The sequence below is a fragment of the Pseudomonas asplenii genome (genome assembly GCF_001293465.1).
Lineage (GTDB): Bacteria > Pseudomonadota > Gammaproteobacteria > Pseudomonadales > Pseudomonadaceae > Aquipseudomonas > Aquipseudomonas fuscovaginae_B.
Genome location: NZ_JSYZ01000003.1, coordinates 259486 through 277531 on the forward strand (window position 1 = coordinate 259486; position 18046 = coordinate 277531).

Annotated in this window: 12 protein-coding genes and 1 pseudogene; 10 read left to right on the forward strand and 3 right to left on the reverse strand. The window is 65.2% G+C overall.

Going from position 1 to position 18046, the window contains the following annotated elements:
• Positions 1 to 253: 253 nt before the first annotated feature.
• The 5 genes from PF66_RS05140 to PF66_RS05160 all read left to right on the forward strand — a co-directional run bounded on the left by PF66_RS05140 (position 254) and on the right by PF66_RS05160 (position 9659).
• Positions 254 to 2704, forward strand: coding sequence for a glycogen/starch/alpha-glucan phosphorylase (locus PF66_RS05140; protein ID WP_054057990.1), 2451 nt, complete (start codon positions 254 to 256; stop codon positions 2702 to 2704).
• Between the two features lie 122 nt (positions 2705 to 2826).
• The gene (locus PF66_RS05145) at positions 2827 to 6456 is read left to right on the forward strand and encodes a DUF2339 domain-containing protein (protein ID WP_054062062.1); all 3630 of its coding nucleotides are present in this window, start codon (positions 2827 to 2829) and stop codon (positions 6454 to 6456) included.
• Positions 6453 to 7817, forward strand: a complete 1365-nt coding sequence (locus tag PF66_RS05150) for a DUF3999 domain-containing protein (protein ID WP_054062063.1) — start codon at positions 6453 to 6455, stop codon at positions 7815 to 7817. Before PF66_RS05145 ends, PF66_RS05150 begins: the two co-directional genes overlap by 4 nt.
• A 224-nt stretch (positions 7818 to 8041) precedes the next feature.
• Entirely contained in the window at positions 8042 to 9052 is a 1011-nt protein-coding gene (locus PF66_RS05155; RefSeq protein WP_054057922.1) for a class 1 fructose-bisphosphatase, read from the forward strand.
• Between the two features lie 4 nt (positions 9053 to 9056).
• On the forward strand, positions 9057 to 9659 hold the full coding sequence (locus PF66_RS05160) for a DUF924 family protein (protein ID WP_054057921.1): 603 nt from the start codon (positions 9057 to 9059) through the stop codon (positions 9657 to 9659).
• A gap of 185 nt (positions 9660 to 9844) precedes the next feature.
• Here the strand turns inward: PF66_RS05160 and PF66_RS33780 are convergent, their stop codons facing one another.
• Positions 9845 to 10723: a methyl-accepting chemotaxis protein gene (locus PF66_RS33780; protein ID WP_416773398.1), complete on the reverse strand. Its 879-nt coding sequence runs from the start codon at positions 10721 to 10723 to the stop codon at positions 9845 to 9847.
• Positions 10703 to 11737 (reverse strand): annotated as a pseudogene (locus PF66_RS33785) (HAMP domain-containing protein); the annotation flags it as partial. The gene PF66_RS33780 and the pseudogene PF66_RS33785, both read right to left, overlap by 21 nt.
• A 272-nt stretch (positions 11738 to 12009) precedes the next feature.
• Here PF66_RS33785 and PF66_RS05170 point away from each other — a divergent pair.
• Together PF66_RS05170 and PF66_RS05175 are read left to right on the forward strand one after the other, a co-directional pair.
• Positions 12010 to 12264, forward strand: a complete 255-nt coding sequence (locus PF66_RS05170) for a hypothetical protein (protein ID WP_017903223.1) — start codon at positions 12010 to 12012, stop codon at positions 12262 to 12264.
• 31 nt (positions 12265 to 12295) lie between these two features.
• A complete protein-coding gene (locus tag PF66_RS05175; protein ID WP_054057919.1) occupies positions 12296 to 12853 on the forward strand; it encodes a lipocalin family protein in 558 nt (185 codons plus the stop codon).
• Between the two features lie 68 nt (positions 12854 to 12921).
• On the opposite strand, the gene PF66_RS05180 is transcribed toward PF66_RS05175, so the two are convergent.
• On the reverse strand, positions 12922 to 14286 hold the full coding sequence (locus tag PF66_RS05180; protein ID WP_054062064.1) for a formimidoylglutamate deiminase: 1365 nt from the start codon (positions 14284 to 14286) through the stop codon (positions 12922 to 12924).
• A 182-nt stretch (positions 14287 to 14468) separates the two neighbouring features.
• On the opposite strand from PF66_RS05180, the gene hutC reads away from it, so the two are divergent.
• The 3 genes from hutC (at position 14469) to hutU (ending at position 17951) form a co-directional block, all read left to right on the forward strand.
• Positions 14469 to 15179 (forward strand): histidine utilization repressor, encoded by a 711-nt coding sequence (hutC, locus tag PF66_RS05185; protein WP_192842689.1) that lies wholly within the window; start codon positions 14469 to 14471, stop codon positions 15177 to 15179.
• Entirely contained in the window at positions 15176 to 15754 is a 579-nt protein-coding gene (locus PF66_RS05190) for a HutD/Ves family protein (protein ID WP_054057916.1), read from the forward strand. Before hutC ends, PF66_RS05190 begins: the two co-directional genes overlap by 4 nt.
• A gap of 496 nt (positions 15755 to 16250) precedes the next feature.
• Positions 16251 to 17951, forward strand: a complete 1701-nt coding sequence (gene hutU, locus PF66_RS05195; protein ID WP_054057915.1) for a urocanate hydratase — start codon at positions 16251 to 16253, stop codon at positions 17949 to 17951.
• Positions 17952 to 18046 lie beyond the last annotated feature (95 nt).

Below are 18046 nucleotides of genomic sequence, written 5' to 3' on the forward strand. Positions count from 1 at the left end.
TCCAGGGGTGTATCGGGCGCGCGATCATACCGGGGCCTGTGGATTTGTGAACAACCTTTGACGGTTTTTCGCACAATCGCGGATCTACCGGGAAATTTTTCGCGAATCCGGGTCTTGAGCGGCCCCTCGAATTTACCGGCCTTCGCCACTTCGAGTGGAAAAAACCCCGAACCAGAGCCATCACCCTGTGTCGAACCGACTAGGCTCAGACAACTCGTCCCGTAAATTGTCCATCTCGCTAGAGGTCGCATCGATGTCTCAGGAAACGCTTGTCCGTGAAACTGAGGTGGCTGCCTTTCGTGCCGCCGTCCTTGCCAAACTTACCTATGCAGTGGGTAAGGACCCCGACCATGCCTTCGACCACGACTGGTTCGAGGCGATTGCCCTGGCCGCCCGCGACCATATGGTCGAGCACTGGATGGATCACACGCGACAGATCTACCGCAAGGGACAGAAGCGGGTCTATTACCTTTCCCTGGAGTTTCTCATCGGTCGCCTGCTGTACGACAGCCTGAGCAACCTCGGCCTGCTGGATATCGCCCGCGAGGCGCTGGTGGACCTCGGTGTCGACCTGGAACGCATCCGCCTGCTGGAGCCCGACGCGGCGCTGGGCAACGGTGGCCTGGGGCGCCTGGCGGCGTGTTTCATGGAGAGCATGTCGACCCTCGGTATCGCCGGTCATGGCTATGGCATCCGCTACGAGCACGGGCTGTTCCGTCAGGCGATCGTCGACGGCTGGCAGCAGGAGCAGACCGAGAACTGGCTGGACTTCGGCAACCCCTGGGAGTTCGAGCGGGCCGAGGTGATCTACCCGGTGGGCTTTGGTGGCAGCGTCGAGACCGTGCATGACGAGACCGGCCAGGCCCGGCAGGTCTGGTGGCCGGCGGAAACCGTGCGGGCGGTCGCCTATGACACGCCGGTGGTCGGTTGGCGCGGGGCCAGTGTGAACACCCTGCGCCTGTGGCGGGCCCGGGCCACGGAGGAGCTGCACCTGGAGCGTTTCAATGCCGGCGACCACCTGGGGGCGGTGGCCGAGGTCGCCAGGGCCGAAAGCATCTCCCGCGTGCTCTACCCGGCGGACAGCACCGAGGCGGGGCAGGAACTGCGGCTGCGCCAGGAGTACTTCTTCGTTTCGGCATCGCTGCAGGACCTGCTGCGGCGGCACAAGAACATGCACGACTCGGTGCTCAGTCTCGGTGAACATGCGGCGATCCAGCTGAATGACACCCACCCCTCGATTGCCGTCGCCGAACTGATGCGGCAATTGGTCGACCTGCACGGCGTGACCTGGGACGCGGCCTGGCAGGTGACCGTCGAAACGCTTTCCTACACCAACCACACCCTGCTGCCGGAGGCCCTGGAAACCTGGCCGGTGGGCCTGATGGAACGCATGCTGCCGCGGCACATGCAGATCATCTACCTGATCAATGCCCAGCATATCGATGCGCTGCGGGCCAAGGGCATCCATGACTTCGACGTGCTGCGCTCGGTGTCGCTGATCGAGGAAGACAACGGCCGCCGGGTGCGCATGGGCAACCTGGCGTTCCTCGGTTCCCACAGTGTCAACGGCGTGTCCGGCCTGCATACGCAACTGATGCGCAGCACGGTGTTTTCCGAGCTGCACAAGCTCTACCCGGAGCGGATCAACAACAAGACCAACGGCATCACCTTCCGCCGCTGGCTGTACCAGGCCAACCCGCGGCTGACCGAGATGATGGTCGATGCCCTGGGGGCCGAAGTGCTCGATCGCCCCGAGGATTTGCTGGTGGGCCTGGAGCCGTTCGCCGAAAAGGCCGGCTTTCGCAAGCAGTTCGCCGAGCAGCGCCTGCACAACAAGCGTGCCTTGGCGGCATTGATCCAGGAGCGGCTGGGCATTGCGGTCAACCCGGCGGCGATGTTCGATGTGCAGGTCAAGCGGATTCACGAATACAAGCGCCAGTTGCTCAACCTGTTGCACACCGTGGCGCTGTACCAGGCGATCCGCGCCGAGCCGGAAACCGACTGGGTGCCGCGGGTGAAGATCTTCGCCGGCAAGGCCGCGGCGAGTTATCACCAGGCCAAGCTGATCATCAAGCTGACCAACGACATCGCCCGTACCGTCAACAACGACCCGACCGTGCGCGGCCTGCTCAAGGTGGTGTTCCTGCCCAACTACAACGTCAGCCTGGCGGAAAGCATCATTCCGGCCGCCGACCTGTCGGAGCAGATCTCCACTGCCGGTTTCGAGGCCTCGGGCACCAGCAACATGAAGTTCGGTCTCAATGGCGCGTTGACCATCGGCACGATGGACGGCGCCAACGTGGAGATGTGCGAGCGGGTCGGCCAGGAGCACATGTTCATCTTTGGCCTCAGTGCCCAGCAGGTCGAATCGCGCAAGCGCAATGGCGAGTTCAGTGCCGCGCAGGACGTGGCCGCCTCCCATCGGCTCAACGATGTGCTGCAGGCGATTCGTGGCGGGGTGTTTTCCCCGGACGATCCGGCACGCTATGTCGGCCTGGTCGACTCGCTGATCGACTACGACCGCTTCCTGGTCTGTGCCGACTTCGACAGCTACTGGGCCGCCCAGGGCAAGGTCGAGGCGCTCTGGCACGACAGCAAGGAATGGTGGCGCTCGGCTGTGCTGAACAGTGCCCGGATGGGCTGGTTCTCCTCGGACCGGACCATTCGCGAGTACGCCACCGAGATCTGGAAAGCGTTGGAGTAATCTTTTGCAATAAGTTGTGAGGCCGACCCCACTCTGGTGGGGCCGGATCGATATACTACGCGGCAGATTGGCCGGCTCCCACAAGAGCGGGCGTGTCGTGACGCCGCTTAGGGATATCGTGCATGCAATGGATTCTGATGCTGGTCGGGTTGGTACTGGGCTGGATGGTCGACGAGATCATCCTTGACGCCCTGATCGGCGCATTGTTCGGTTTGGTGATCGGCCAGGCGTTCCGCCTCGGGAGCCTGGGGCGCAGGGCTCGCGCTCAGGAGGCCCGCTTGCAGCAGGCGCAACAGGCGCTGGCCAGCCTCGAGCAGCGGGTTCGCGAACTGGAGGTGGTCGGCGTCGCCCGGGCGGAACCGCCTGTTGCCGCTGCCGTCGAGCCCACCCCGGTCGTCGTCGACGAAGCACCTGTCGCCCCCCAGGCAGCCGAGCCGATCGTCGAGCCGGCTGCGCAGGCGCCACGCGCCGAGCCCGAACTGATCTGGGAACTCCCGCCGGAACTGCAAGAGCTCTCGCCGCGCAATGAGCCCCAGGCCGTACGCCCCGAAGTCGACGCCTGGACGCCGCAGCCGATCGAGGTCCGCGAGCCGGTCGCGCCGCCTGTACCTCCGACTGCCCGCGAGCCGAACCTGATCGAGCGTGCCGTGGCGGGCGCCCGCAACTGGCTGTTCGGTGGCAACACCGTGCTGCGGGTCGGCGTGCTGCTGCTGTTCCTCGGCCTGGCCTTCCTGTTGCGTTATGCCACCGAGGGCATGGTGGTGCCGGTCGAGCTGCGCTACGCCGGCGTCGCCGGCTGTGCGCTCGGGCTGCTCGGCCTGGGCTGGTGGCTGCGCCTGCGCAATGGCAGCTACGGCCTGATGCTGCAGGGCACGGGGATCGCCGTGCTGTACCTGACGGTGTTCGCCGCGATGCGCCTGCACCCGTTGCTCGACCCTTCCGCCGCCCTTGGCCTGCTGGTGGCGGTCACGGTGTTCTCGGCGATTCTCGCGGTGACCCAGGACGCCCTCGGGCTGGCCGCGGCTGCCGCGCTGGGCGGCTTTGCCGCGCCGATCCTGACCTCCACCGGCTCCGGCAACCATGTCGCCCTGTTCAGTTACTTCATCCTGCTGAACAGCGGCATCCTGGCGATCGCCTGGTTCAAGGCCTGGCGCCTGCTCAATCTGATCGGCTTCGTCGGCACCTTCGGTATCGGCTTCGCCTGGGGCGTGCGTTCCTACCAGCCCGAGCTGCTGTGGAGCACCGAGCCGTTCCTGGTGCTGTTCTTCCTGATGTACCTGGCTATCGGCCTGCTGTTCGCCCGGCGCAAGCTGCGGGAAATGACCGGCGGGCCGCAGGACGACAGTCGTGAAGGGCTGTTGCACTGGTCGGCGCGCCAGGGCGACTACGTCGATGGCACCCTGCTGTTCGGCCCGCCGCTGGTGGGCTTCGGGCTGCAGTTCGCGCTGGTCCAGCATCTGGAGCTCGCGGCGGCGTTCAGCGCCCTGGCGCTGGGGATCATCTACATGGGCCTGGCCCGCCTGCTGATGGGCGGCCGCGCGCTGCTGCTGGCGGAAACCTGCCTGGCACTGGGGGTGATCTTCGCCAGCCTGGCGATTCCGCTGGGCCTCGATGCGCGCTGGACGGCGGCGGCCTGGGCAGTGGAGGGCGCGGGGGTGTTCTGGCTCGGCCTGCGCCAGCAACGGCCGTTCGCGCGGATCTTCGCGCTATTGCTGCAATTGGGCTCGGCCCTGTCGTTCGCCGGCACCCTGCAGGCGGGCGAACACAGCCTGCTCGATGCCGCGCCGCTGGGCGCTTTGCTGCTGGGGTTGGCCCTGTTGTTCAGCTTCTGGCAATTGCGCCAGGCCGCGCCCGGAGAGGCGGCCGAGTGGGAGCGGCGCGGCGTTCCGGTGCTGGCCTGCCTGGGCCTGGCCTTCCTCTATCTGCTGGCGCCGCTGTTCTTCCTCAGCCAGGGCACGGCCATCAGTTGGGCGCTGGCCGGGCTGGCGACGCTGTTTGCCGGCCTGCGTCTGCAATCGCGGGCGTTCCTGTTCAGCGCGTTTGCCGTGCAACTGCTCGGCGGCGCGCTGTTCCTGGCGCGGCTGCAGGGGGCCGAAGGCGAGTCGTCGGCGGTGTTCAGTGCCGGCTGGAGCGGCCTGATGAGTGCTTCGCTGATCGGCCTGTCGCTGATCGGCGGGATGTTGCTGGCGGCCCGCGACGAGATGGTGCGCAACGATGCCCGGCTGCTGCGGGCATTGTCGGTAATCCTGCTGGCAGGCCTGGCGTTGATCAACCTGGCGGTGCTGTTCGTACTGCCCTGGGGCACGGCCAGTGGTGTCTGGGCCGCCAGCGGCCTGCTGATCATCTGGCTGAGCCTGTACCTGCGCCAGCGTCTGAGTTTCCTCTTCGGCCTGCTGTTGCAACTGATCGGTGGCGGGGCCTTCCTGCTCGAAGGGGCGGTGCAGTTCGGCGCGTTCGACAGCGATGGCCTGCGTCTGCTCGGCCACAGCGGTTTCTGGACGCCGCTGGTGCTCGGGCTGGCCGCCTTCGTCGGCGCCTGGCGCCTGCAGCGGGACAGCCTGCCGACGGTGTTCGATGTCCTGAGCCTGCAGCGTCTGTCCCAGGTGCTGCTGGTCTGGGGCACCGGCTGGTGGGCACTGGCCTGGGCCGGTGAAGTCATGCTGTTCGCCGCGCCGTCCAGTTGGGCGTCCTGGATGCTGGCAATCGCCACGGCCAGTGTGGCGCTTTGGGCACTCCTGGCGGTGCGCCTGCGCTGGCCGGACCTGGCCCGGTTGTGCAGCCTGCTGGTGCCGGTGGCCGGGATCATCCTGCTGCTGGACTGGACCCGCCTCTACAACCCGGCGGCACAGTTCGGCTGGCTGGTGTGGCCGGCGCTGTTCGCCGTGCACCTGCTGTCGTTGCGCAAGTTGGCGCCGCAGTTGCCGGCACGGGTATCGAGTGTCGCCCACGTGCTGGGTTGCTGGCTGATCCTTGGCGTGCTGGCGCTGGAGTTGCGCTACGGCCTGCTGTTGCTGTCGGAGCATTACAACGCCTGGCGCTGGCTGGGTTACGCGATCCTGCCGAGCCTGTACCTGGTGCTGATGGCCGCGCCGCGCGAATGGCCGTGGCCGATTGCCGCCTACTCACGCGAATACCGCCTGTACGCTGCCGCACCGCTGGCCTTGCTGATGCTCGGCTGGTTCTGGCTGGCCAACAGCTTCAGCGACGGTCACGCCGAGCCGCTGCCGTACGTGCCGCTGCTCAACCCGCTGGAACTGGGGTTGCTGTTCGCCCTGGGCAGCCTCTACATCTGGTCGCGCAGCGCGGTGCCCCAGCTGGGTGTACGCGCCGCCCACGCCGAGCTGGCCGCCCAGGCGGTCTGCAGCCTGTCGCTGTTCGCCTTCGTCACGGCGCTGGTGATGCGCGCCGCCCACCATTGGGGTGGGGTGGATTTCGAGCTGGATGCGCTGTTGGGGTCGATGCTGGTGCAGGCCGGTCTGTCGATCGCCTGGAGCCTGATCGCCCTGAGCCTGATGATCGGTGGCCACCTGCGCCATCGTCGCGAGGTCTGGCTGATGGGTGCGGCGCTGATCGCCGTGGTGGTGGCCAAGCTGTTCTTCGTCGAGCTGAGCAACCGTGGCGGCCTGGCGCGGATCGTCTCGTTCATCGGCGTCGGTGTGCTGATGCTGGTGGTGGGCTATTTCGCGCCGCTGCCGCCCAAGCGCGCGGAGGCCGAGCCGACCGACAAGCAAACGGAAGGAGTGTCGTCTTGATTCGCAAGTTGAGCCCGGGTCGCCTGGGCGTGCTGCTGCTGTGCCTGAGTGCATCGTTGTCGGCCCAGGAAAAGCCGGCGGACTTCAGCACTATCGTGCCCCTGGCCCTGAGCGGCGAGGGCCCCTGGTACCGGCTGGAACTGCCGCTGACCTTGCAGGCCCAGGCCCGCCAGGCCGAACTGAACGACGTCCGGGTGTTCAACTCGGCGGGGGAGCCGCAGGCCTACGCCCTGCTCCAGGAGCAGGCACAGTCGAGCCAGCAGCGCAGCCAGACCGATGTGAAGTGGTTTCCGCTCTACAGCTCGGCCGATGCCCCCCAGGCCGCGCCCAGCGTGCGGGTGCAATCGACGACGTCCGGCACGCTGGTCGAGGTGACGCCGTCCAGCCAGTTGGAAGCCGGCGAAGAAGTGCTGCGTGGCTGGTTGCTCGATGCCAGTGCGATCAAGGCGCCGTTGCAGCAACTGGTGCTCGACTGGACCAGCGAGCGCGACGGCTTCCAGCGTTTCAGCATCGAGGCCAGCGATGACCTGCAGCACTGGCAGCCCTGGGGCGAGGGTCAGGTGGCGCGACTGTCCTTTGCCGACGAGCGCATCGAACAGCGCGAGGTGAGCCTGCCGGGGCAGTCGGCGCGTTACCTGCGCCTGCTGTGGCGGTCGCCGCAGTCGGCACCGGTGTTGAATGCGGCGCAACTGGTGAGCAGCACCAGCAGCCTTTCGGCGTCGCCGCTGGCCTGGTCGCAACCGCTGGCTGGCAGTACGGCCAAGTCGGGCGAATACACCTGGACGCTGCCCACGGCAATGAACCTGGAACAGGTGCGGATCGAGCTGGCCCAGCCCAACAGCCTGGCGCCGGTGAGCCTGTATGGGCGGCGCAGTGGCAACGAGGCCTGGCAGACGCTGGGCAGTGGCCTGCTCTATCGGTTGACGCAGGGCGGCCAGGATGTGTTGCAGGACACCCTGGAGCTGTCCGGCTACGGCGTTGCGCAGTTGAAACTGGTGGTCGACGAGCGTGGCGGTGGGCTCGGAGCAAAGGCTCCGGCGCTGAGTTATGCCGTGCGGCCGACGCAACTGGTGTTTCTGGCCCGTGGCAACGCACCGTTCTCCCTGGCACTGGGCAATGCGACGGTGGGGGCGGCAAACCTGCCCTTGTCGACGCTGATTCCCGACTACAGCCCGCAGCGCCTGGCCGGGGTCGGCAAGGCCACTGCGGGCGCAGCGCAGGCGGCCGCGCCGCAAGCCCCGGCGGTCGCGGCGGCGCCAACGACCGACTGGAAAAAGATCGGCCTGTGGGCGGTGCTGCTGCTGGGTGTGGCGGCGCTGGGGGGCATGGCCTTCAGCCTGCTGCGCAAGCCGCAGGGCTGACGACCGGCACATAGAGTCCTGGGGGCAGTCCGGTCTGGGCCTTCTCTACAGCCTGGCCCCCTGCTTTAGGGGGCTACAGAAGGGGCCTGCCGGCGCTTTTGGTCTACGCTGAAGCCGACCTGTGAACTCTCTATGCGTCATCCCTGTCTGAGCAGGAGGATTTGCAGCGCAACTCGCGTTAAACTGCGCGGGTTTTCAAGCCCCCCCTTTCTCCGGAGTCATCCATGTCCCGCGTTACCCTGAGTCGCTTTTTGATTGAGCAGACCCGCAGCAACAACACGCCTGCCGATCTGCGTTTCCTGATCGAGGTGGTTGCGCGCGCCTGTAAGGAAATCAGCCACGCCGTCTCCAAGGGCGCGCTGGGTGGCGTCCTGGGCAGCATGGGCACCGAGAACGTGCAGGGCGAGGTGCAGAAGAAGCTCGACGTCCTGTCCAACGAAATCCTGCTCGAAGCCAACGAGTGGGGCGGCCACCTGGCCGGCATGGCGTCCGAGGAGATGGACAATGCCTACCAGATCCCCGGCAAGTACCCGAAAGGCGCCTACCTGCTGGTGTTCGACCCGCTGGACGGCTCGTCGAACATCGACATCAATGCCCCGGTCGGCACCATCTTCTCGGTACTGCGCTGCCCGAACGAATACCTGAGCCAGAACGAAGCCCTGAACGAAAAGGCCTTCCTGCAGCCGGGTACCCAGCAGGTCGCCGCCGGCTACGCGATCTATGGCCCGCAGACCATGCTGATCCTGACCCTGGGCAATGGAGTCAAGGGCTTCACCCTGGACCGTGAGATGGGCAGCTTCGTGCTGACCCACGAGGACATCACCATCCCGGCTTCCACCCAGGAATTCGCGATCAACATGTCCAACCAGCGCCACTGGGAAGCCCCGGTGCAGCGTTACGTCGAAGAGCTGCTGGCCGGCGAGACCGGTCCGCTGAAAAAGAACTACAACATGCGCTGGGTGGCCGCGATGGTGGCCGACGTGCACCGCATCCTGACCCGTGGCGGCCTGTTCATGTACCCACGCGACAGCCGCGAGCCGTCCAAGCCGGGCAAACTGCGTCTGATGTACGAAGCCAACCCGATGTCGTTCCTGATCGAGCAGGCGGGCGGCGCGTCCACCGACGGCCACCAGCGCATCCTCGACATCCAGCCTGACGGCCTGCACCAGCGTGTCGCGGTGTTCCTCGGTTCGAAGGAAGAAGTGGAACGGATCACCGGCTACCACAAGGAATAAACCCATGTCCGCGCCCTGGCAGCCTCTGCTCCAATGGTGGTTCGGTTCAGCCGGGCTGCCCAGTGAGATCGAGGCTGACAAGGGTCGGTTGTGGTTCGGCAAGCGTGACAGCCAGGACCGCGAGGCGCGCGAGCGTTTCGGGCCCTGGGTCGAGCAGGCCCTGGCCGGCGGTTTGACCGAGTGGACGCAATGTCCGCAGGGTTGGCTGGCCGTGGTACTGCTGCTCGATCAACTGCCGCGGATGATCTTCCGCGATTCCCCTGCGGCCTTTTCCGGTGATGCTCGCGCCCAGGCGCTGGTGGCGCAGGGGATTGCCGCCGACTTCGACCGGCAATTGCCGGCGATACAGCGTTCCTTCATCTACCTGGTGTTCGAGCATTGCGAGCATCCGGCGGCACAGAACGAGGCGGTGTCGCGGTTTGCGGCGTTGCTGCGCGAGCAGCCGGAGGATCAGCGGTCGGTGTTTGCCAGTCAGCTGGATTATGCCGAGCGGCATCAGCGGATCATTGCCCGGTTCGGGCGCTTTCCCCATCGCAACGCCATTCTGGGGCGGGAATCCACGGCCGAGGAAGTGGCGTTTCTGCGTGAGCCCGGCTCACGCTTCTAGTATCTGCGCGTGCTGCCCTTGTGGGCGCCGGCTTGGTGGCGATAGCGGTGTGTCAGGTGACGAGGTTTCGGTTGCCGGATTGCTTTCGCGGGCAAGCCACGCTCCTACAGGTTTGTGCCGTACACAAGCCATGTGTACGGCGCTTGTAGGAGCAGGGCTTGCCCGCGAAGGCGCCGGCGCGGTCGTCAGATCCGGAAACTGCCCACCAGGTGCTTCAGGCGTGCCGCCTGCTGTTCCAGGTCGGCACAGGCCCGCAGGGTCGCCTGCAGGTTCTCCACCCCTTCCTGGTTCAGGGTGTTGATCTCGGTGATATCGACGTTGATCGACTCCACCACCGCAGTCTGCTCCTCGGTCGCGGTCGCCACCGACTGGTTCATGCCGTCGATCTCGCCGATCCGCTGGGTCACGCTGCCCAGCCGTTCGCCGGCCTGGTTGGCGATACCGACGCTGTTTTCGCTCTGACGTTGGCTGTCGGTCATGAGAGTGACCGCCGCGCGGGCGCCGACCTGCAGCTCCTCGATCATCTTCTGCACCTGCTGCGCCGAGTCCTGGGTGCGGTGGGCGAGGTTGCGCACCTCGTCGGCGACCACGGCAAAGCCGCGACCGGCCTCGCCAGCCCGGGCCGCCTCGATGGCGGCGTTGAGCGCGAGCAGGTTGGTCTGCTGGGAAATGCTGGTGATCACGTCGAGGATCTGCCCGATGTTCACCGTATTGCTGTTCAACGTCTCGATGTTGCCGCAGGAGTCGCTGATCTGCGCCGACAACTGCTGCATCGCGCCGATAGTCTTGTCCACCACCTGCTGACCGTCCTCGGCGAGGTTGCGTGCCTCGCTCGAATGCTGCGAGGCGAGGGCGGCGTTCTGGGCGATTTCCTGGGCCGCGGCGCCGAGCTGGTTGATCGCTGCCGCCACGCTGCTGGTGCGGTTGGCCTGCTGGTCGGAGTTGAACATCGACGAGTTGGAGGCACTGACCACGCGCAGGGCGACCTCGTTGACCTGACCGGTGGCCGAGGCCACTTCACGGATCGAGGTGTGGATGCGCTCCACGAAACGGTTGAACGACATGCCCAGGGTGCCGAACTCATCGTGGCCGTGAATGGTCAGGCGCTTGGTCAGGTCGCCTTCACCCTCGGCGATGTCGTGCATCGCCCGGCCCATCAGGTGCAGCGGCTGCATCAGCACACGGATCAGCATGCCCAGCAGGGCGATGATGATCACCACGGCAATCACCATGGCGACGATGGCCGAGGTGCGGAACTCGCTGAGCATCGAGAACGCGGTGTCCTGGTCCAGCACCAGCGCCACGTACCAGTCGGCCGAGGGCACGCCGTTGACGTGGGTGAAGGAGATGAACTGGGTCTTGCCACCCACCGTCACTTCCTTCAGGCCGGGGCTGATCTTCGGTGTGTCGTCCGGATAGGCTTCGGCGAGGTTCTTGAGAATCAGCTTGCTGTCCGGGTGGATCAGGATCTTGCCGTCGGCGCTGACGATGAAGGCATGGCCGTGGCCGCCGAAATTCAGCGAGTTGATGATTGCACTGACACTGCCCAGGTCGATGTCGGCACCGCTCACACCGATGAACTTGCCCTCATGCTGCACCGGCGTGGCGATGGTGATCACCAGCTTGCCGGTCGAGGCGGCGATGTAGGGCTCGGTGACGATGGTCTGCTGGGCGGCGTTGGCAGCCTTGTACCAGCCGCGGGCCCGTGGGTCGTAGTCGGCGGGGCGGTTGCCGGCCGGCACCGAGAACATCACGCCTTCCTGGCTGCCGAAGTAGCTCAACTGGAAGTTGCCGGTATAGGCGGGCAGGCCGACCGCACGCTTGAGGCTGTCGGCGGAGCTGCCGTCCACGGCGATCTGCTGGGACAGCGACTGCAGCAGCTGGATACGGCTTTCCAGCCAGGTCTGGATGTTGCTGGTGGTCAGGCTGCCCAGTTCCTGCATCGACGCCTGGGTGCTGTTGTACAGCGCCTGGCGCTGCCGATAGTCGTTGAACAGGATGAAGCAGGCGAACGCCACGGCGACCACGAGGGCCGCAGCCAGGAGAATCTTGTGGCTGAATTTGAGGTTTCTGGTCATGAAATGGCTGTCTGCAAAAGGCGGGTCAACGAAGGGCGACAATTTGCCACGTTTAATGGCGTCGCGCCTCTATCTCTCGGCATCGTCTCGTTAAAGATTAGTTTCTTGACGGTAAAGCCGACGAAACGCCAGTTCCGCCCGCAAAACTGCTGATCTGCAAAGGAAAGCCCTGTAAGAAAAGGTCGTAGGTTCGGGAACCAGATGGCGGTTTTCTCTTCTAAGCTTGCGGTAGGCCCCCGTGCCGACCTTTCCGTCCCCAGGAGTTTCTCCCCATGTCGTTGCGCTCTCTCGCTCTGTTGTCGTTCTGCGTGCTGCTGGCCGCCTGCAGCAAGGTCAACCAGGCAAACTACTCGAAGTTGTCCACGGGCATGCCCAAGGCCGAAGTCGAGGCATTGCTCGGTTCGCCGTCCGATTGTTCCGGCGCGCTGGGCATGTCCAGTTGCACCTGGGGTGACAAGAACAGCTTTATCAGCGTGCAGTACGCCGGTGACAAAGTCCTGATGTTTTCCGGGCAAGGCCTGAAGTAAACCGGGGCACAAGCCCTCGGGAGAAGAAGAAATGTTGCGTTTAGTGGTTACTCTTTTGGCTGGCTTGTTGCTGGCCGGTTGCGCTACGTCCGGTGACGATCTGGCGCCCAAGACCGCAGGTCACGTCGACCTCAAGCGTTACCAGGGCACCTGGTACGAGCTGGCGCGGATGCCGATGTACTTCCAGCGCAACTGTGCCCAGTCCGAGGCCCGCTACAGCCTGATGCCCGACGGCAGGATGGCGGTGTTCAATCGCTGCCTGACCGAGCAGTGGACCTGGGAAGAGGCCAAGGGCACCGCGACACCGCAGGTCGAAGGGCAGACCGACAAGCTCTGGGTGCGTTTCGACAACTGGTTCACCACGCTGCTGCCGGGCGTGGCGAAGGGTAACTACTGGATTCTCTATGTCAGCGACGACTACCACACCGCGATTGTCGGCGACCCGAGCCGGCGCTACCTGTGGCTGTTGTCGCGCAGCACCAAGATCAGCGCCGATACCCGCGAGGACCTGCTGAGCCGGGCGCGGCAGCAGGGGTATGACACCACCCGACTGATCTGGCGTACGCCCGACTCGAAGATGTCCCACTGAGTTTACGGGCCGCTGCTCGCTCGTTCCCACGCTCCGCGTGGGAACGCAACCCGTGACGCTTCGCGTTTTCAGTTCAGCAGTTCACGCAACACCTGGGCGAAGGCTCGCGCGCTTTCCTCTTCTGCCGCATGCCGGCCACCGCGTACCGCCCACTGGCCGTTGACCATCACGTCACGCACCTGACGATCGCCGCCGGCGAACAGCCAGCGATTGAGAATGCCGTCGTCCTCGGCGGTCGCCAGGTACGGGTCGTTGCCGTCGAGCACCAGCCAGTCGGCGCGCTTGCCCACTTCCAGGCCGCCAATGGCTTGCCCGAGCGCCTGGGCACCGCCTTCCAGGGCCGCGTCGAACAACGTGCGCCCGACCATCGGCTGATCGGCCCGGTACAGGCGGTTGCGCCGCTGGTCGCGCAGGCGCTGGCCATATTCCAGCCAGCGCAGTTCCTCAACCACGCTCAGTGACACATGGCTGTCGGAACCAATGCCCAGGCGACCGCCCTGGGCGAGGAAGTCCACGGCCGGGAAAATCCCGTCGCCGAGGTTGGCCTCTGTGGTCAGGCACAGGCCGGCAATCGCCCGGCTGCGGGCCATGCGGCTGACTTCCTCGGCATCGGCATGGGTGGCATGCACCAGGCACCAGCGCGAGTCCACCTCGAGATGGTCGTAGAGCCACTGCAACGGGCGCTTGCCGCTCCAGGCCAGGCAGTCGTCGACTTCCTTCTGCTGCTCGGCGATGTGGATGTGCACCGGGCAGTGCCGGTCGCTGGCGGCCAGCACTTCGCTGATCTGTTGCGGAGTCACCGCCCTGAGCGAGTGGAAGCACAGGCCCAGGGCCTGGGCCGGCTGTCTTGCCAGCAACGGCTGCAAACGTGCCTGCAACTTCAGGTAATTCTCGGTACTGTTGATAAAGCGTCGCTGACCGTCGCTGGGTGCCTGGCCGCCAAAACCGGAGTGGCTGTAGAGCACGGGCAGCAGGGTCAGGCCGATGCCGGCGTCGGTGGCGGCCTGGCTGATGCGCAGGGCCAGTTCGGCCGGGTCGGCGTAGGGCTGGCCCTGGGTATCATGGTGCACGTAGTGGAACTCGGCCACCGAGGTGTAGCCGGCCTTGAGCATCTCGATGTAGAGCTGGCGAGCGATGATGCCCATCTGCTCGGGACTGATCCTGCCCACCAGGCGGTACATCAGGTCGCGCCAGGTCCAGAAACTGTCGTTCGGGTTGCCGGCGACTTCCGCCAGCCCGGCCATCGCCCGCTGGAAGGCGTGGGAGTGCAGGTTCGGCATGCCCGGCAGCAGCGGGCCGCCCAGCCGTTCGGCACCCTGTGCATCGGAATCGGCCTCGACCCGGGCCAGCACGCCCTGGGCGTCGACCTCAAGGCGTACGTTTTTGGCCCATCCACTAGGCAGCAGCGCGCGTTCGGCAAAGAAGGCGGACATGGTTCAGCACCCCATCGTGTGTTATTTGTATATACATATACAGACGTTTGCCTGCCCGGTAAACTCCGGCAAGCTGGTATCCTGTCCTGCAGACGCCTGTGACATGACCTACAGCCACCCCTGGAACCGAACAAGGATTTACTGTGCCGACTCCGCCTGCCAACAACCCGCTGGCTGCCCAAATGGGCGAAAGTCCGGCGCCGTTATATGCCCGCGTCAAACAGATGATCACCCAGCAGATCGACAGCGGAAACTGGCCGCCGCATTACCGCGTGCCGTCCGAGAGCGAGCTGGTGGAGCAACTGGGCTACAGCCGCATGACCATCAACCGCGCCCTGCGGGAAATGACCGCCGAAGGTTTGCTGGTGCGCATGCAGGGGGTCGGCACCTTCGTCGCCGAGCCCAAGACCCAGTCGGCGCTGTTCGAGGTGCATAACATCGCCGACGAGATCGCCTCGCGCGGTCATCGCCACACCTGCAAGATCATCACCCTCGGCGAGGAGACCGCCGGCTCCGAGCGTGCCGTGGCCCTGGACATGCGCGAGGGGCAGAAGGTCTTCCACTCGCTGATCGTGCATTTCGAGAATGACATCCCGGTGCAGATCGAGGACCGTTTCGTCAACGCGCAGGTGGCGCCGGACTACCTCAAGCAGGATTTCACCCTGCAGACGCCCTACGCCTACCTGTCCCAGGTCGCACCGCTGACCGAGGGCGAGCATGTGGTCGAGGCGATTCTCGCCGATGCCACCGAGTGCGAGCTGTTGCAGATCGAGCCTGGCGAGCCGTGCCTGATGATCCGCCGGCGGACCTGGTCCGGTCGCCAGCCGGTGACCGCCGCCCGGTTGATTCACCCCGGTTCCCGTCATCGTCTGGAAGGACGCTTTACCAAATGAGTTCACTGAAAGTCTTGCGTGCGGCGGACTACCCGCGCATGCCCTGGAAAAACGGCGGTGGCAGCACCGAAGAGATCACCCGCGACGAGGGCGAGGGCCTGGAAGGGTTCGGCTGGCGCCTGTCGATTGCCGATATCGGCGAGTCGGGCGGTTTTTCCAGTTTTGCCGGCTATGAGCGGATCATCACCGTGCTGCAGGGCGCGGGCATGACTCTGCAGGTCGACGGCCAACGCACCCGCGCGTTGCTGCCGCTGGACCCGTTCGCCTTCAGCGGCGCGAGCCAGGTCAGTTGTACCTTGCTCGACGGACCGATCCGCGATTTCAACCTGATCTACGCGCCGGAGCGCTACAGTGCCCGGCTGCAATGGCTCGATGCCGTGCAGCCCAAGCGTTTCTTCACTTCGGCGGCGGTGCTGCTGATCTTCAGCGTCAGCGACCAGTTGCATGTCGGCCTGGCCGACACGGGTTATGAAGTACTCGGCCGGCATGACTGCCTGCGGCTGGATGGCAGCGTCGGGCTGCAGGAAGTGGCGGTGACCGGCCGTTGCTGTGTGATCGAGCTGATGCCTGCCTGATTCCGCTAAATCCCACTCTATTTTGAGGTCATCCCCCGATTCCCGTGGGATTTATCCGCGAAAGCGTCCGCGCAAGCGGCGCAGGGCTTGAGAGCCTTTTCGCGGATAAAACCGGTCTCCACAGGGTGTGCGTGCCCCCGTCGATTTCGGGTACTCCCTCTCGCACCATTTTGTTACCGAACGCCCCAACGTGGCGCAAAAGCCTCTTCCGGTAACAGCTTCCTACCTACAACTTCGCCTAATCCTACAAATTCATTTTTCGCTCCAGGCCACGTCCCACGGCACTTGGCGACTACTCTGAAAAATTCTTCAGGGCTCGCATTCCGAGTTGGCCGCTTGATTGCATATGCTTGTATGTACAAGTAAATATGTGTGCGTATGAGTCGTCAGGGAGGCATTACGCACCCACTCATTTTTCGCTTGTGACGGGGTATCCGGCACAGGCTCGCTTGCCCACTGCCTGGGCGGGTTCGGACGATCGCAGAGGAGTTTTTTCGTGACTGAGAATACCCAGAAACCTACCGCCACCTTTACCAAGCGCCGTGACGTCGAAATCCGTGCCGCCCGTGGCAACAAGCTGACCGCCAAGAGCTGGCTGACCGAAGCGCCGCTGCGGATGCTGATGAACAACCTCGACCCGCAGGTGGCCGAGAACCCCAAGGAACTGGTGGTTTACGGTGGTATCGGGCGCGCCGCGCGCAACTGGGAGTGCTACGACAAGATCGTCGAGAGCCTGACCAACCTCAATGACGACGAAACCCTGCTGGTGCAGTCCGGCAAGCCGGTCGGCGTGTTCAAGACCCACAGCAACGCCCCGCGCGTACTGATCGCCAACTCCAACCTGGTGCCGCACTGGGCCACCTGGGAACACTTCAACGAACTGGACGCCAAGGGCCTGGCCATGTACGGCCAGATGACCGCCGGCAGCTGGATCTACATCGGTAGCCAGGGCATCGTCCAGGGCACCTATGAAACCTTCGTCGAAGCCGGTCGCCAGCACTACGACAACAACCTCAAGGGCCGCTGGGTGCTGACCGCCGGCCTGGGCGGCATGGGCGGCGCGCAGCCGCTGGCCGCGACCCTGGCCGGTGCCTGCTCGCTGAACATCGAATGCCAGCAGACCAGCATCGACTTCCGCCTCAAGACCCGCTACGTCGACGAGCAGGCCAAGGACCTCGATGACGCCCTGGCCCGTATCGCCAAGTACACCGCCGAAGGCAAGGCGATCTCCATCGCCCTGTGCGGCAACGCCGCCGAAATCCTGCCGGAACTGGTCCGTCGCGGCGTGCGCCCGGACATGGTCACCGACCAGACCAGCGCCCACGACCCGCTCAACGGCTACCTGCCGGCCGGCTGGACCTGGGAAGAGTACCGCGCCCGCGCGCTGACCGAACCGGCCGCCGTGGTGAAGGCCGCCAAGCAGTCGATGGCGGTGCACGTCAAGGCGATGCTGGCATTCCAGAAGCAGGGCATCCCGACCTTCGACTACGGCAACAACATTCGTCAGATGGCCCAGGAAGAAGGCGTCGAGAACGCCTTCGACTTCCCTGGTTTCGTTCCGGCCTACATCCGTCCGCTGTTCTGCCGCGGCATCGGTCCGTTCCGCTGGGCGGCGCTGTCGGGTGACCCGCAGGACATCTACAAGACCGACGCCAAGGTCAAGGAACTGATCCCGGACGACGCCCATCTGCACAACTGGCTGGACATGGCGCGCGAGCGCATCAGCTTCCAGGGCCTGCCAGCGCGGATCTGCTGGGTCGGCCTGGGCCTGCGCGCCAAGCTCGGCCTGGCGTTCAACGAGATGGTGCGCAGCGGCGAGCTGTCGGCGCCGATCGTCATCGGTCGCGACCACCTGGACTCCGGCTCGGTGTCCAGCCCCAACCGTGAAACCGAGTCGATGCAGGACGGTTCCGATGCCGTCTCCGACTGGCCTTTGCTCAACGCCCTGCTCAACACCGCCAGCGGCGCGACCTGGGTCTCCCTGCACCACGGCGGCGGCGTCGGCATGGGCTTCTCGCAGCACTCGGGCATGGTCATCGTCTGCGACGGTACCGACGAGGCGGCCGCGCGTATCGCCCGCGTCCTGCACAACGACCCGGCCACCGGGGTCATGCGTCATGCCGATGCCGGTTACCAGATCGCCATCGACTGCGCGAAGGAGCAGGGGCTGAACCTGCCGATGATCACCGGCAAATAAGGCGCCTGGAGGGGAGCCGGCGTTGCCCTTGGGCGCCGGCTCCCACAGGAGGCCGTGTTTTGCAGGCATTGCGTGAGCACCGGAAGACAATCCAC